Raw genomic sequence first — 15,062 nt, 5'->3', positions numbered from 1 at the left:
CACGGCGGTTTTTGCCTGAGATTTGATCACCATGGAGAGAGCGGCGGCACGTGTCGCCAGATCAATTCGCCTTCTTTTGAGCAAGGAAACTCCATGCCCAATTTGAACAATGCACAGTTGCTGCCGTCAATGATGTCCAGAGCGAAACAGTTGGCAGAGCGTATTGTCGCCTCGATGCAGGCACAGGGTTATCTGAACATTGAATACATTCTGACCGAGCGGCAGCTCAAAATTGTGGCCAGCAAGACCGATGGCACGCCCCAGACAGCCTATGTCATGCTGCCCAGTTCGACGGTGCATTAGGGGGGTATCAAGTTGGTGCATGTCGAAGGAGGACATCATGCCGGTGAAGCGACGCCCTAGATTGCGATCCACATTCGAGGACGTAGGCAAAGCGCAGCTGCCTATTTTGGTTGCGCGGTCACACGGGCCTGAAGAGGTTGAGGTGGTCTATTCCGAGTATCGGGTGCGGCTGCGCGGGGGCGCGGCGCTTGGTCAACAGGTGTTTGCGAAAACCGGGTTGGGCGAGGTTGCAGTGGATCAGACAGGGAAGCCGCCGACCGCGATGCGGACCCGGCGGTTTGTGCTTTGAAAGGCCTCTAAACCTAAGTTTAGGGGCCTAAACGCGGGGCGGACGGGGGCTGATTTAAACTTCAAGGCAATGGAGATGGCACAGCACGGTTGGGATGCAGGATGGGCCTCGCCGCAGGAGATCCTGTGGCCCTAACCGACAAAGGACATATGATGACCCGTCTGCTATTGACCTCCACCGCCGTTGCGCTTGGCCTGTCGACCACTGCATTTGCGGATTCCTTCAAAAGCCGCGTTGAACGCTCGTTTGAGCGCGCGGGCTACACCGATGTGATCGTGACCGTTGAGGACGGTGTGTTGACCGTGCGTTCTAACAAGGACGGCCTGTCAATTGAGAGCCTGTATAAGATCGCGGGCGAAGAGCTTCTGCGTCACGGCGTCTACGATGAAGAGGACGATGACGACGACGATGATGATTATGACGAAGATGATGACGACGACGACGATGACGAAGATGATGACGACGACGACGATGACGAAGATGATGACGACGACGATGATGACGATGACGACGAGGATCACGACGACGATGATGATCACGATGATGACGACGACGAGGAAGAAGACGATCGCGACGAAGAAGATGAGCGCGATGACGACCATGGCGGAGAAGACGACGACCGTGGGGAGGATGATGACGATGAGGACGGCGAAGACGAAGACGACGACGACGGCGACGATGATGATGAAGACGATGACGACGATGACGACGAAGATGAAGACGACGACTAAGGCAGGGTCCTTGGTTTTGATTGCGGCGTGATTGTCTTGGGGCTTCGTGCTAGAGCTTGCGAAGACCCCTCACCGCAACCCACCGGCGCTGACTTTGGTCGGCGCCGGTATTTGTTGGATTAAACGTATGAAAAAAATGGTCAAAAAGATCCCAGTTCTTGCTGTGGCCAGCCTGTGCCTGGCGTCGCCTGTGCTTGCCGATGGACGGGTGGATGCCATCACGCGGCAGCTTGCCAATCAGGGCTTTGGGGAGATCAAAATCTCGCGGACGTTTCTGGGGCGTGTGCGGGTGGAGGCGCTGCGTGAAGGGCGCGAGCGCGAGATTATCTTTAATCCACGCACGGGCGAAATCCTGCGGGACTATTGGGACGTGGATTCCGAGGGCAACGGGGGCTGGTTGCTGGGCACGGATGCGCGGCGCGAAGAAGAGCGCGACACGCGCAGCCGGGACCGCCGCGAAGAGGACGACGATGACGATCGGGATGATGACGATCACGATGACGATCGGGATGATGATGACGATCACGACGACGATCATGATGATGACGACGATGATCACGATGATCACGATGAAGACGATGACGACGATGATCACGATGACGACGATGATCACGATGACGATGATGATCGCGACGACGATGACGATGATCACGACGACGATGACGATGATCGCGGCGACGATGATGACGACGACGATGATGATGATTGAAGGTAGCAGTGTGGCATTCGGTAAGGAGCAAACTGCGTGAACCGGCCGGTGCTGCTCTTTGCGCTGGTGGCGCTTCAGGGCGCCTGTGCGTTTTTCTTCGTTGCCGACATTACTTTGACCGTCATTGGGGCCCGGTCTGCGCCGATCAGTTGGCAGACGCGGGAGCTTTTGGAGGTTGGGGCTTCGCTGGGGCTTATTTTGGGCGTGGTCCTTGGCTGGCTGGCCTTGCGACGGACCTTGGCCCAAAAGGCACAGGCAGAAGAAAGCCTGCGCAGCGTGCAGAGTGCGTTTCGCGAGCATCTGGAGGCGACGTTTGAGGCCTGGGCGCTGACTCCGGCGGAGCGGGATGTGGCGCTGTTCACCATCAAAGGCATGTCAATTCAGGAGATCGCGGGGTTGCGCAACACGTCAGAGGGCACGGTGAAAGCGCAGAGCAATGCGATTTATCGGAAGTCCGGTGTGAGTGGACGGGCGCAGTTGCTCAGTCTGTTTCTGGATGACCTGTTGGCGGAGGATGCCGAGGACTAGGGGGCTTGTGCGGGGCAGCGGCTGCCCCGCACTTTATTTGGCAGTCGGCTTTAGCTTTCCTGCAGAATGGTCTCAAACCCTTCAAATTCTGGGTGACCCAGAATGGCGCCTTTGCTGCGGCTGTCGCCGGCATTGCGGTGGGACGCGCGGAATTGTTCTGATTTGGTCCAAGCCTCAAAATCCTCTTTGCTGTCCCAGAGCACGTGGCTGGAATAGAGGGTGTGGCCTTCGCGTTCAGGGCCTTTGAGCAGACGGAATTCGCGGAAGCCTTTGAGCTCTTTCAGGCGGCTTTCGCGGCTGCGCCAAACGTCTTCGAAGTCAGCTTCGCGGCCTTCGGCAATTTTGAAACGGTTCATGGCGATGTAGCTCATGGTGTTACCTCTCTCGCGGGGAATTGGGTGGTGAGGGAGAGCTGGCTGACCGTGCGCTGGTTGGCTGGCAAATCCGAGGCATATGACGCCTGAACGCCAGGAAGGTCAACCGGTTTGGCTGATGCCGTGTTCCTGCAAAATCCGTAGTGGTACAATGTCGAGCGCGCTCAGGTGGGTGGCGGCCAAATTGACTTTTGGGGCGCAGCCCTCGTCATGCGCTTGCAGGAACCGGGCCGCACAGAGGCACCAGGAGTCGCCCGGTTTGAGGCCTGCAAAGTTGAATTCAGGACGCGGGGTGGAGAGGTCGTTCCCGACGTATTTGGAGTAGGCGAGAAACTCTGCCGTCATGACGGCGCAGACAGTGTGGCTGCCTTGATCTTCGGCGCAGGTGTTGCAGGCGCCGTCGCGAAAAAAGCCGGTCAGCGGATCGGTGGAGCAGGCGGCAAGCGTATCGCCAAGCACGTTTACGGAAGCAACTTTTTCTACCATGTCAGTACCTTGGCACGGTTGGCGACAGGCAGGCAACGCTCAAGCGCCTGTGACGGTGCGGAAAAACTTAAATGATCATTCAAGTTTTGATTGACGGGCGTGGTGCGCGTGGCAAAGCATGACGTTTATGAAACAGATTCTTGAACCCGCCCGCCAGATTGATGTGATCCATGAAACCGAGGTGTTGGTTGTCGGCTCCGGACCCGGTGGGTTGTCGGCGGCGCTGGCGGCGGCGCGGGCGGGCGTGGAGGTCACGCTGGTGGAGCGGTTTGGCTGTTTTGGCGGCAATATCACTGTGGTCGGCGTGGAGGGCATGCATTGGTATCGCCATGAGCAGACCGTGGAGAGCATGGGCATTCCCAAGGAGTTTGAGGATGCGGCCAAAGAGGCGGGCGCGGCGGTGCCGGAGAGCCAATCGCTGAGTTACGAGATTGACAGTGAGGGTTTCAAGCTGGTGGCTGATCAGATGGTCGAAAAGGCCGGTATTCACCCGATGCTTCACCGGGCCTTTGTGGCGCCGATCATGGAAGGCGATGAGATCAAAGGCATCATTACTGAATCCAAGGCCGGGCGCGAAGCGATCCTGGCGAAGGTGGTGATTGATGCCACCGGGGATGCGGACATTGCGCATCGGGCGGGGGCCCCGTGCCAAATGGCGCCGCGCGAAGACCTGATGGCGGCTTCGGTGATGTTCCATCTGGCCGGGGTGGACAAGACCGCGTTTATGGAGGGGATCAAAGCCGATCCGCAGACCTACGCCGATTGGGGCGGCGGCGGGGAGTGGAACATTGAGACTTCGGGCAAAGAGGACGAGATGTTCTCGCCGTTTCTGCATAAGCCGTTTGCGCAGGCGATCAAGGCCGGGCTGATCCCGCCGCATTTGAACACGATCGCGGGCACCTGGGGCGCGATGCATGACAGCGGTGAGCTGACCTATATGAACCTCGTGCATCTGGCGGGGATTGACGGCACTGATCCGGACAGCCTGACAGCGGGCGAGATTGAGGGGCGCAAGCAGGCGATGCTAGCGATTGAGGCGCTCAAACGGTTCATGCCGGGGTGCGAGAACGCGCGGCTGCGAAACTTTGGCATGAGCCTGGGTATTCGCGATACGCGCAAGGTCGACACGGTCTACAGCATGACCGAGCTGGACGTGCGCGAGCAGGGGCGGTTTGAGGACAGTATTGGGATTTTCCCTGAGTTTATCGACGGCTACGGCATTTTGATCCTGCCGACCACGGGGCGGTATTTTGAGGTGCCGTATCGCAATTTGTTGCCGCAAGGGGTGAAGAACCTGCTGGTGTCCGGCCGTGCCACGGCGGGACACAAGGTGGCTCATGCAGCGACGCGCAACATGGCGTGCTGTGCGGTGATCGGGCAGGGCGCTGGCGTGGCAGCGGCTTTGAGCGTGCAGCAAGGACGGGCGCTTGATGACCTCAACATTACGGATATTCAGGCTGAATTAACCCGACAGGGTGCGCGGGTGCATTGACCGCTTCGGGCCTCACAGAGGGGCTGTGCCGGAGACCCAGAACTCGTTGCGGCGGGCGGTGACGCGCTCGGCCAGAAAGTCGACAAACAGGCGCACACGGGCTGTGTTGCGCAGGTCGCGGTGCAGGAGCAACCAGATGCTGCGGTAAGGCAGCGGTTTCTGGAACGGGGCGCGGATTAGGTCAGGGTGGCGGTCGCCTAGGTTGCAGGCGAGATAGGCCATGCCGAGACCGGAGGCTGCTAGGGTGATCAGGGGCACCAATTCGGACACGCGGTGTTTGAGCGTGGCTTTGGGATAATGGCTATCGCTGAGCCAGCGGGCGGTTAGGGCTTCTTCGGGCTCGTGCCAACCGATAAAATGCAGGCCTTCGCCCTGATTGTCCCTTACGCGTTCGGCGTATTGGCGCGAGCAGTAGGCCGCTTGGGACATCTGCACAAGTTTGCGCCCCACCACATCGTCGGTCACATCTGTCGCCACGCGCAGGGAGACATCCGCCTCGCGGCGGGTCAGGTCGCGGACGTCATTGGTGAAGTTGAGATTCAGGGTTATGTCCGGATAGCGCTCGGCAAAGGCGGTGAAATCTTCCATCAGCGAGGTCATCGCCAAGCCGTGGGGCAAGGTGACGTAGACCGTGCCGGTGGGCTGTGTGTCCCGCCCGACAATCACGCGCGAGGCGGCGGTCATTTCCTGCTCGACCCGTTCGGCGTGGGGCAGGAGGTCTTCGCCAACTTGCGTGAGCACCAGACCGGATTTGGAGCGGTCAAACAAGCGGCTGCCGACGCGCTCTTCCATCACAGCGATGCGGCGGGTCAGTGTGGTGTGATTGACCGTTATGCTGTCGGCTCCGCCGCGCAGTGTGCCGGTGCGGGCAACGGCTAGAAAGTATTTCAGATCGTCCCAGTTGAGGGCGTGGCTTTCTTGTTTTGACATGTGTCAAGTGTTTCATTTTTGAACCTCTGTGTCCAGTTTTTCCCGGATACACGTCAAAAATGATCGTCGCTACCTTGGTGTCACAGAGTGAAACGTACAGTCGGAACCAAGGAGCCTGTCTTATGAAACCTATTCAGTCCGTTATGATCACCGGCGCGAATGCCGGATTGGGCCGCGAGGCGGCGCGGCAGTTGGCGATGCGCAACGGGATCGAGAAGATCTACCTCGCCTGCCGCAATCAGGAAAAAGCCGATGCGGCGAAGGCCGCGCTTGAGGCGGAGACCGGCAAGCGCATTTTTGAAGTGATCCCCATGGATGTGTCCAGTCCGATGTCGGTGCGGGCGGCCGTTGGCAAAATGGCCGCGCCTGTGGATGCGCTGATCCTGAATGCGGGCGGGACTGGGGGCAAAACTCCGCACGCGCTGACACAAGTCGGGGTGACCCATATTTTTGCGGCCAATGTGCTAGGCCATGTGGTGCTGGTGGATGAGCTGCTGGAACGACAGTTGATTACCTCGACTGTGTTGTATGCTGGCTCAGAGGTGGCGCGGGGCATTCCCAAGATGGGCGTGGCCAAGCCAGACATGCGCACATCTTCGACCGAGGAGTTTGTTTCGATTGCGGATGGCAGCAAGTTTGGCCCAAAGGCCGATCCGCTGGATATTTACGGCACGATCAAGTTGACCGCTGCGATGTGGATGGGGGCGATGGCGCGGCAGCATCCGCACATTCGCTTTGTCACCATGAGCCCGGGCGGCACCACCGGCACCAATGGCATGGATGACCTGCCGTTTTTGAAGAAGGTGTTCTTCAAATATGTCGGTGGCACGCTGATGCCGTTGTTCGGGATGATGCACAGCGTTGAGACTGGCGCGAAGCGCTATGTCGAGGGACTGCTCAATGACCGGTTTGAAAGCGGGCATTTTTACGCCAGCCGCGAAGGCTCCCCGACCGGACCTGTGGTGGATCAGGCGAAGATCGATGCCTCGCTCGCCAACACGCAATTCCAGGACAACGCCTTTCAGGCTGTGCGCCGGTTTGCGGCTTAATCCCTCTCAGATATCAAAGGAGACTTAAAATGGACGTTCTACTGCAAATACTCGTTGGTCTTGCGACTATTATGTTGTTGGGGCTGGGCACGATGTCGATGTTTGCCCCGCGCCGGATGTTGAAGAACTTTGCGCTTGAGCCCATCGGCGTGGCCGGGTTGAGCACGGTGCGCTCCGTGGTGGGCGGCCTGTTTCTGACCAGTGTGCTGTTGCTTGGCTACGGGTTGGCGAGCGGGCAGACCGAGGGCTTTCTGGTCGTTGCGTTGTTGATGGGCGTTGTCGCCGTGGGGCGCGTGGTTGGCCTGATCGCGGATGGGTTTGACAAGGCGGTGATCCCGCCGCTGATTGTCGAGCTGGTGATCATTGCGGTGTTGGTGCCTGCACATGGTCAGCCGGTGGTGTGATTGCTTGCCCCCCGGACATGAAAAGGCCCGCCGGAGTGGCGGGCCTTTTTTTGTTTTGGCGTCGTTAGCCGCCTGCCGTTTCGGCAATTTCGCGGAAGAGGGCGATGTTGCCATCGGTCACGCCGCTTTCCTTAAATTTACGGTCGGCGGAGTTCACTGCGATCACCACGCCGTGCGGGCGGTTGATGTAGATGTATTGGCCGTAGACGCCGATGCCGAAGAACTCGCCGTCGCGCGGGTCTTTGGGCATCCACCATTGGTAGCCGTAGTGCAGATTGCCGTCCTTGGTGTTGGCGCTGGGCACCGTGGCGGCGGCGAGCCAGTCGGCTGGGACCACTTGGGTGCCGTTGTATACACCCTCCTGTAGGATCATCTGACCAAAGCGGGCGTAGTCGCGGGTGCGGATGTTGAGACCGCCAAGCACAAAGGCCACGCCTTCGCCGTCGGTGACGTAGTAGGGGTCTTGTTCATAGCCGAGTTTGGAAATGATTTTCTCAGACAGCAGGTCGGGAATAGAGCGGCCGGTGGCGCCCCGGATGACCATGCCCAAAACATGGGTGTCGATGGAGACATATTGGAACTGTTTGCCAGGTTCGACGAAAGTTTCGGTGAGACCCGCAGCAAAGCCGTCCATCGTGCCGCCCATGGCAAGGACGCGGCCCATGCGGTTGATATCGCTGTTGAAATCCAGGTAGTCCTCGTCAAAGGTCACGCCTGAGGACATTTGCAGCACATTTAGCACGGTGGCGCCATCATAGGCGGTGCTTTTCAGAAGCGGGGCGTAGGTGGTGACCTGTTCGTTGATGTCGATATGGCCTTCCGCGACGACGATGCCCATCAGGGACGACAGGTAAGATTTGGCCACTGACCAGCTGATCCGCAGGTCTTCGGGGCTGGTGTCCTGATAGTAGCTTTCGTGCACCTTCTGGCCGTCCTTAAGCACCACCATGCCGGTCACGGCGCGCTCCTTAGTCCAGCTGTCAAAGCTGGCGGGCATGGTCATGTCGGTGCCGTTGGGCAGGGCGCTGACCGCTGCGTCGCCTTTGGCAATCCCGGCGGAGAGGAAGAGCGTATTCATGCTGGAGAAGTTGGAGACAATCTTCTCCTCGGAGAACAGCGAGTTCACTGCCAGCAGGCGGGTGATTTCCTCGCGTTTGAGTGCATAGACGGTCAGCGCGGCCAGGATCAGCATCAGTAGAATGCGGCCAAGCCATTTTCCAAAGGTGCGCATGTGTGGGGTCCCCTCCCTAATTTTGTTGGACGGAGTTGAGCATTAAGCGGTGGTGGGCGGCAACGGTGACGTTAGGGGAGTTTGGTGGGTGCTTGCCATTCCACCCAGCGCCCATGGAAGTCGGCGCGGCCCAGAGGGATCGTGTGATTGCCCGGCCAGAGGCGCAGGGTTAGCGCGGCACCGTGGGGTATGTCGTCTGCCTCGTAAGACAGCCACGCGAGCGGCGCGGCCTCGGTGGCCTTTTCACCGGCTGCTTCCATCAAAGCGGTGCCGTGGTTTTGGCGCTTTTCCGGGAAGTATTGCCAAGCCACGGTGGAGTAGACCATGTGCAGCTCGCCCACGTTTGGTGCGGACAGGCGATGGTCCAGCCAAGAGATGGCGTCGTCTTGGTCGAGACCTGCTGTGTTGAGTGCGATCGCTGCTTGGGTGCGGTGCAGGCGCTCTTCCTGATCGGCCCAGAGATAACTTTGCAGGCGCAGGGCGTCTTCAGCGTTGGCGCTGTTGAGCGGATTGAGATCCACGCCGCGGCGGTTGGAAATGGTGACGCTTGCTTGTGGAGGGAGCGGGCCGGTCCAATCGGGGGATAGGGCCACTGTGCTGTGTGGGCCGTAGCCTTCACCGACATCGAGGTGGAACTGATCAAACATCAGGTTCAGGCCGGCGGAGGCGCCCAGTTCGGAAAGCTTGATGGGCAGGCCGAAGCGATCCGCCAGCAGATGCGCGGTGGCGATGAGAACGGCGGCGCGGCGCACCTCGTTGGTTTGAGGCGCGTGGGTGATCCAATCGGTGAGGAAGGCGTCGTGGGTGCGCAGCGCGGTCAGGACAGCGTTTTGTAGGTCGGCGCCCTCGCTTTTGTTGGGCGGGTAGACAGCGGTTAGGTCTTCGTCTTTGCCTTGCAAGACCAACGCATGCAGGCCGCCAGCGATCCGCAGTGGCAGGCTGTGGCCTTTGGGACTGATGTCGCCCTCAAACGTAGCACATTTGGCGGCGAGGGCCGTGTCCTCTGGCCAATGCGTTGCGAGCAGGCGCAGCAGCTGGCCCATAAACGGGCTGTCGAGCGCTTCGCAACTCTCGGCTTGCGACAAAAATGCAGCCTGTAGTGCGCTCACGAGAATTTATCCATGAGTTTTTGCAGGGGGCTGCGGTTGTCCTCAGCGGGTTTTGGCGCAGGGGCTGGTTTTGCTTTAGACGTGTCAGCCTTGGTCTCAGGCGTGGTTTTGGTGTTTGGATTGCTTTTGCCGGTAGAAGGGCGCGGCGGGTTGAGGCGCATGGCGACTGCGTTGGAAAACTTGGCGGTGTCGCCCTCGGCAAGATGGGCCGCGCCGTCGGAAATCCCGCGCAGCATGTCATCAAGCCAGTCCTGATCCATCTTGTGAAAATCATGCAGCACATAGCGGCTGACCAAATCCTTTTGCCCCGGGTGGCCAATGCCCATGCGCACCCGGCCATAGGCCTCGCCGATGTGCTGATGGATGGAACGCAGACCGTTGTGACCGGCGTGGCCACCACCCATTTTGTACTTTAACTTACCGGGTTTCAGATCAAGCTCGTCATGAAACACTACAACATCGGCGGGGGAGAGTTTGTAAAACCGCATGGCTTCGCCAACGGATTGCCCGGAGAGGTTCATGAAAGTTTCGGGCTTAAGCAGGAGCACCTTTTCGCTGCCCAAACGGCCTTCGGTGAGCGCGCCCTGGAATTTGCCTTTGAAGGGTGCAAAGCCGTGATCGGAGGCAATCTGATCCATCGCCATAAAGCCGATGTTGTGGCGGTTCTGCGCGTATTTGGAGCCCGGATTGCCAAGGCCAACAAAGAGTTTCATGAGGTCTGCTCGCGTAAGTTTCTGCGGCGCAATATAGCTTTGCCGCTGGGGAGAGGCAAATCACTCGGCTGGGGTGGCCTTCTCGCCTTGGCAGCGGGAGAGGTGGTCTTTGTCGTGTAGCTTGAGTTTGCGGGAGGCGGTGAAGTCTTGTCGCACGTGGTCCCACCAGGCGCCAAGATAACTCCGCTCCGCCTCGGCGTGAAACACTTCCGGGGCAGTGCGGTGCAGGGTTGGCAGGCGGGTCCAGGGCACGTTGGGGAAGGAGTGGTGCTCGTTGTGGTAGCCGGTGTTGAACAGCAGCCAATTGATGGGGCCATAGGTGGAGCGCGTGGGGTTCGCATCGTCATCGCCGGGATGTTCGGTGAGCGATTGACCCAGGTTGGAGATGCCCAATTTGCCAAGGAAGAAGGAGAGCGACCAGAGGTGGTAGAGCAGGGCCCATGGACCCAGCAATACGAGCATTATGATGTTGGAGAGCGCGGAGACCACGATGTAAGGGCGCATTTCGGTGGAGGTGGCGGAGGTGCCGGTGAAACGCGGCTGCGGGTCGCGCACGGGGCGGCCGGAGGCTTTGGCGTAGAGCGGTGGCAGGATTTTGTCGGCGATGAAGATGGAGCCAAGTGGCAGTGCGTGCAGGACGAGCGTCAGGGCGGTGAGCAGTTTTTGCAGCACGGGATGGGTGCGGCCAATGGCAAAGCGGGCTTGCAGGGCGCATAGGTCCTCGTGTTCGTAGTCGTTGTCATAGTCACCGACAAAGGGATGGTGGCTGGTGACGTGCTGGTGTTGGTAGGTGAGCTGTTTGCCGAAGGAGGTCAGGATGAACTCCAACCCAAGATCAAAGGCGAGCTTTGGCGTGGGGTCGCGGAACACCAGCTTGTGGCAGGTTTCGTGAATGAGGCTGGCGGCAGAGTGGTAGACCAACTGTCCAATCAGAAAGGCGGTGAGGCCAATCACCCAGATCGGTTGACCGGACACCAGCCAGGCGATGCTCCAGTGCACCGCCAGCAACACCGGTAGTGCCAGGGTTGTGAGCGGTTGTGTGCCGGACAGTGCCGCCAGTTCAGGATGCGCCGCCAGCGCAGCTTTGCGCATCTCGTTGTGGCGGCGGGACTGGGGCGAAATGCCTTTCGGGCGCGAGGGCTGGGCTTGGGCGGTCATCACAAAAAAGGCTCACAAAAAATCGATGCCTTACCCTGGCGCGGCCCAAAGGTGGGGTCAATGACCGGGCTTCTTCTAATTTCAAATATCCCGGGGTGGGCGCGTTGGAAGTGCGCCTGGGGCGCGCATCTGCCCAGCAGAGTCGCTGTGCGGTTTTCCGCACAAGTCCCAAAAGCGCTGTGCGGGAAATCGCACGGGTGATGGTTTTACGCGCCGGGTGGTCTACCACGTTTTTGGCATAACCATCTGCAAAGAAACAAAATAACGCAGAGATAGGCGCAAAGATAAAGAAACTGTTGAGCGGGCTTTCGCCGACAGTCACAGTTTTGTCATCGCACGCTTTAGGGGCGTGAGGAGGACATCGGACAAATTCTGGGAGGAAACCGATATGAAATTTCTGACAACTGCTGCCACCGCGCTGGCGCTGACCGTGACCGGGGCGAGCTTTGCGTCCGCAGCTTGTGACGACGGCGAGATCGTTGTGAAGTTCAGCCACGTGACCAACACTGACAAGCACCCCAAAGGGATTGCCGCGTCGTTGCTGGAAAAGCGCGTGAACGAAGAGATGAACGGCAAGATGTGCATGGAGGTTTTCCCGAACTCCACGCTCTACAACGACAACAAAGTTCTGGAAGCGATGCTGCAGGGCGACGTTCAACTGGCCGCACCTTCGCTGTCCAAGTTTGAAAAGTTCACCAAGCAGTTCCGCCTGTTTGACTTGCCATTCATGTTCAAAGACGTGGCCGCTGTGGACGCGTTCCAAGCGTCTGACAACGGTCAAGCGATGCTGGACAGCATGCAGCGCCGCGGCCTGCAGGGTCTGGGCTACTGGCACAACGGCATGAAGCAGATGTCCGCAAACGTGCCGCTGAACGTGCCTTCGGATGCCAACGGTCTGAAGTTCCGCGTACAGTCTTCTGACGTGCTGGTTGCACAAATGGAAGCCATGGGTGGCTCCCCACAGAAGATGGCCTTCTCCGAAGTGTATGGCGCGCTGCAGCAGGGCGTTGTGGACGGTCAGGAAAACACCTGGTCCAACATCTACGGCAAGAAGTTCTTCGAAGTGCAGGACGGTGTGACCGAAACCAACCACGGCATTCTGGACTATTTGGTTGTGGCTTCCGTGGACTGGCTCGACAGCCTGCCAGCGGATGTGCGTGAAGAATTCCTGACCATCTTCAACGAAGTAACCGCCACCCGGAACGCAGAATCCTATGCGGTGAACCAAGCGGCGAAGCAGTCCATCATCGACGCCGGTGGCACCATCCGCACTCTGGACGCGGCACAGCGCGAAGAGTGGGTAAACACCATGAAGCCGGTATGGGACAAGTTCTCCGACGATGTGGGTCAAGAGAACATTGATGCGGCACAGGCGATCAACGCCTCCATGTAAGTCTTTGACTTAACTTAAAATCACAGAGCGGGCGGGCCGCAAATGGCCCGCCCGTTTTGCAAACAAAAACACTCACGGGACGCGGGACAATGCAAACCAAGCATACCTTTGTGGACCGGATTGAAGAAACGCTGATCGCGTTTTTTCTGGGCATGATGACATTGATTACCTTTGCCAATGTGATTGCCCGGTTCGGTTTTAACTCCAACATTCTATGGGCCTTGGAAGCGACCGTCTTCCTGTTTGCCTGGCTGGTGCTTCTGGGCGCCTCTTATGCGGTCAAGAAACATGCGCATCTGGGCGTGGATGTGATCATCAATATGGTCAGCCCGGCCGTGGCGCGCATCATTGGCCTGATCGCGGCGGCGGCCTGTCTGGCCTATGCGGTGCTGATGCTGAAAGGCGCCTATGACTACTGGGCGGTTTTTGCAGACCTGCCGCCAACCTCCGGCCGCTGGTTCCCGACCGGGTTTGCCGAGAAGTTCCGCAGCCAGTCCTTCTATGAGGTGCAGGACGTGCCGATGATTGGCATGTTCCAGTTCCTTGAGGACCTGATCAACTACGGCGATGAGTACGAAAAGCTGCCCAAAGTGGTGCCGTATATCGTGCTGCCAATTGGCATGCTGCTGCTGACCTATCGCTTCTTCCAAGCGACCATGCAGATTTTCCGCGGTCAGACCGACCGTCTAGTGGCGAGCCACGAGGTGGAAGACGAAATTGAAGAAGTGCGTGCACTTCAAGGGGAGCACGACTGATGGAAGTTGTTCTACTATTCTCCATGGTCATTGGCCTCCTGCTGATCGGTGTGCCGATCGCGGTGTCCCTTGGCCTCAGCTCGATCCTGTTCTTGCTGTTCTTCTCTGATGCCACATTGGCCTCGGTCGCAGGCACGCTGTTTGAAGCATTTGAAGGCCACTTCACCCTGCTGGCGATCCCGTTCTTCATTCTGGCGTCGTCCTTCATGACCACAGGTGGTGTGGCGCGGCGGATCATCCGCTTCTCCATCGCCTGTGTCGGCCATTTGCCGGGCGGTTTGGCGATTGCGGGCGTATTTGCCTGTATGATGTTTGCGGCCTTGTCTGGCTCCTCGCCCGCAACCGTTGTGGCCATCGGCTCCATTGTGATCGCGGGCATGCGTCAGGTGGGGTATTCCAAGGAGTTTGCTGCCGGTGTGATCTGTAACGCGGGTACTTTGGGCATCCTGATCCCGCCGTCCATCGTGATGGTGGTCTATGCGGCGGCTGTGGAAGTCTCCGTGGGCCGGATGTTCCTTGCGGGTGTGATCCCGGGCCTGATGGCAGGTCTGATGCTGATGATCACCATCTACGTGATGGCGAAGGTCAAGAACCTGCCAAAAGGAGACTGGCTGGGCTGGGGCGAGATCTTTGCCTCCGGTCGCGATGCTGCCTTTGGCCTGTTCCTGATTGTGATCATTCTGGGTGGCATCTACGGCGGTGTGTTCACACCTACCGAGGCGGCAGCTGTTGCTGCGGTCTATGCCTTCCTGATCGCCTGCTTTGTCTACAAAGACATGGGGCCATTGGCGGCGGAGAACAACGGTGGCCAGAAAGTCTCCCTGTTCAAAAAGCCTTACGCGTTGCTCACGGCTTTTGTGCATGGCGACACCAAACATACGCTGTTTGAAGCGGGCAAGCTGACCATCACACTGCTGTTTGTGATCGCCAACGCACTGATCCTGAAGCATGTTTTGACCGAGCAGCAAGTGCCGCAGCAGATCGCAGGTGCGATGCTGGACGCGGGCTTTGGTCCGGTGATGTTCTTGATTGTGGTGAACGTGATCTTGCTGATTGGTGGGCAGTTCATGGAGCCATCTGGCCTCCTGGTGATTGTGGCGCCGCTGGTGTTCCCGATTGCCATTGAGCTGGGCATTGATCCGATCCACCTGGGCATCATTATGGTGGTCAACATGGAGATCGGGATGATCACGCCGCCGGTGGGGCTCAACCTGTTTGTGACTTCTGGGGTTGCCGGGATGCCGATGATGTCTGTGGTACGCGCGGCGCTGCCGTTCCTCGCAGTGCTCTTCGTCTTCCTGATTATGGTGACCTATATTCCATGGATTTCGACATTCTTGCCGAACACCTTCATGGGACCGGAGATCATCACCAAATAGCGCAGGTGAGTAAACGGAGCGCGACCGCG

The 15,062-nt window shown here is 58.7% G+C and carries 18 protein-coding genes; 11 read left to right on the top strand and 7 right to left on the bottom strand.

From position 1 onward, the window contains the following. Positions 1 to 93: 93 nt before the first annotated feature. The 5 genes from MK208_RS03075 (at position 94) to MK208_RS03055 (ending at position 2,560) form a co-directional block, all read left to right on the top strand. A complete protein-coding gene (locus tag MK208_RS03075; RefSeq protein WP_294113756.1) occupies positions 94 to 303 on the top strand; it encodes a hypothetical protein in 210 nt (69 codons plus the stop codon). A gap of 37 nt (positions 304 to 340) precedes the next feature. Beyond that, complete coding sequence (locus MK208_RS03070) at positions 341 to 592, top strand: hypothetical protein (RefSeq protein WP_294113755.1); 252 nt, start codon at positions 341 to 343, stop codon at positions 590 to 592. Positions 593 to 744: 152 nt separating this feature from the next. After that, entirely contained in the window at positions 745 to 1,323 is a 579-nt protein-coding gene (locus tag MK208_RS03065; RefSeq protein WP_294113754.1) for a hypothetical protein, read from the top strand. 127 nt (positions 1,324 to 1,450) lie between these two features. Continuing rightward, positions 1,451 to 2,032 (top strand): hypothetical protein, encoded by a 582-nt coding sequence (locus MK208_RS03060; RefSeq protein WP_294113751.1) that lies wholly within the window; start codon positions 1,451 to 1,453, stop codon positions 2,030 to 2,032. A 36-nt stretch (positions 2,033 to 2,068) separates the two neighbouring features. After that, positions 2,069 to 2,560 carry a helix-turn-helix transcriptional regulator gene (locus MK208_RS03055; protein ID WP_294113750.1) on the top strand — a complete coding sequence of 164 codons (492 nt, stop codon included), beginning with the start codon at positions 2,069 to 2,071 and terminating at the stop codon, positions 2,558 to 2,560. 50 nt (positions 2,561 to 2,610) lie between these two features. Here the strand turns inward: MK208_RS03055 and MK208_RS03050 are convergent, their stop codons facing one another. Together MK208_RS03050 and MK208_RS03045 are read right to left on the bottom strand one after the other, a co-directional pair. Further along, positions 2,611 to 2,931: an antibiotic biosynthesis monooxygenase gene (locus MK208_RS03050; RefSeq protein WP_294113748.1), complete on the bottom strand. Its 321-nt coding sequence runs from the start codon at positions 2,929 to 2,931 to the stop codon at positions 2,611 to 2,613. Between the two features lie 105 nt (positions 2,932 to 3,036). After that, entirely contained in the window at positions 3,037 to 3,420 is a 384-nt protein-coding gene (locus MK208_RS03045) for a DUF2237 domain-containing protein (RefSeq protein WP_294113747.1), read from the bottom strand. 127 nt (positions 3,421 to 3,547) lie between these two features. Between MK208_RS03045 and MK208_RS03040 the strand changes: the two genes are divergently transcribed. Continuing rightward, positions 3,548 to 4,912 (top strand): FAD-dependent oxidoreductase, encoded by a 1,365-nt coding sequence (locus MK208_RS03040; RefSeq protein ID WP_294113746.1) that lies wholly within the window; start codon positions 3,548 to 3,550, stop codon positions 4,910 to 4,912. Between the two features lie 12 nt (positions 4,913 to 4,924). Here the strand turns inward: MK208_RS03040 and MK208_RS03035 are convergent, their stop codons facing one another. Further along, entirely contained in the window at positions 4,925 to 5,842 is a 918-nt protein-coding gene (locus tag MK208_RS03035; RefSeq protein WP_294113745.1) for a LysR family transcriptional regulator, read from the bottom strand. Between the two features lie 122 nt (positions 5,843 to 5,964). On the opposite strand from MK208_RS03035, the gene MK208_RS03030 reads away from it, so the two are divergent. After that, a complete protein-coding gene (locus tag MK208_RS03030) occupies positions 5,965 to 6,891 on the top strand; it encodes an SDR family NAD(P)-dependent oxidoreductase (RefSeq protein ID WP_294113744.1) in 927 nt (308 codons plus the stop codon). 29 nt (positions 6,892 to 6,920) lie between these two features. Further along, positions 6,921 to 7,295 (top strand): DUF4345 family protein, encoded by a 375-nt coding sequence (locus MK208_RS03025; protein ID WP_294113743.1) that lies wholly within the window; start codon positions 6,921 to 6,923, stop codon positions 7,293 to 7,295. A 64-nt stretch (positions 7,296 to 7,359) separates the two neighbouring features. Here the strand turns inward: MK208_RS03025 and MK208_RS03020 are convergent, their stop codons facing one another. The 4 genes from MK208_RS03020 to MK208_RS03005 all read right to left on the bottom strand — a co-directional run bounded on the left by MK208_RS03020 (position 7,360) and on the right by MK208_RS03005 (position 11,506). After that, positions 7,360 to 8,526: a serine hydrolase gene (locus tag MK208_RS03020; RefSeq protein WP_294113742.1), complete on the bottom strand. Its 1,167-nt coding sequence runs from the start codon at positions 8,524 to 8,526 to the stop codon at positions 7,360 to 7,362. 71 nt (positions 8,527 to 8,597) lie between these two features. Beyond that, complete coding sequence (locus MK208_RS03015) at positions 8,598 to 9,635, bottom strand: DUF2332 family protein (protein WP_294113741.1); 1,038 nt, start codon at positions 9,633 to 9,635, stop codon at positions 8,598 to 8,600. Beyond that, positions 9,632 to 10,348 (bottom strand): aminoacyl-tRNA hydrolase, encoded by a 717-nt coding sequence (pth, locus tag MK208_RS03010; protein WP_294113739.1) that lies wholly within the window; start codon positions 10,346 to 10,348, stop codon positions 9,632 to 9,634. The genes MK208_RS03015 and pth overlap by 4 nt, the downstream gene beginning before the upstream one ends. A gap of 60 nt (positions 10,349 to 10,408) precedes the next feature. Then, on the bottom strand, positions 10,409 to 11,506 hold the full coding sequence (locus MK208_RS03005) for a fatty acid desaturase (protein WP_294113736.1): 1,098 nt from the start codon (positions 11,504 to 11,506) through the stop codon (positions 10,409 to 10,411). A 388-nt stretch (positions 11,507 to 11,894) separates the two neighbouring features. On the opposite strand from MK208_RS03005, the gene MK208_RS03000 reads away from it, so the two are divergent. From MK208_RS03000 to MK208_RS02990, 3 genes are all read left to right on the top strand, one after another. Further along, positions 11,895 to 12,899 carry a DctP family TRAP transporter solute-binding subunit gene (locus tag MK208_RS03000; protein ID WP_294113733.1) on the top strand — a complete coding sequence of 335 codons (1,005 nt, stop codon included), beginning with the start codon at positions 11,895 to 11,897 and terminating at the stop codon, positions 12,897 to 12,899. An 89-nt stretch (positions 12,900 to 12,988) separates the two neighbouring features. Then, positions 12,989 to 13,654 (top strand): TRAP transporter small permease, encoded by a 666-nt coding sequence (locus tag MK208_RS02995; protein WP_294113732.1) that lies wholly within the window; start codon positions 12,989 to 12,991, stop codon positions 13,652 to 13,654. After that, complete coding sequence (locus MK208_RS02990) at positions 13,654 to 15,033, top strand: TRAP transporter large permease (protein WP_294113731.1); 1,380 nt, start codon at positions 13,654 to 13,656, stop codon at positions 15,031 to 15,033. The genes MK208_RS02995 and MK208_RS02990 overlap by 1 nt, the downstream gene beginning before the upstream one ends. Positions 15,034 to 15,062 lie beyond the last annotated feature (29 nt).

Source organism: Shimia sp., assembly GCF_022448905.1.
In the GTDB taxonomy this organism is placed as follows: domain Bacteria; phylum Pseudomonadota; class Alphaproteobacteria; order Rhodobacterales; family Rhodobacteraceae; genus Shimia.
This window is presented reverse-complemented; position numbering and strand designations above follow the sequence as displayed.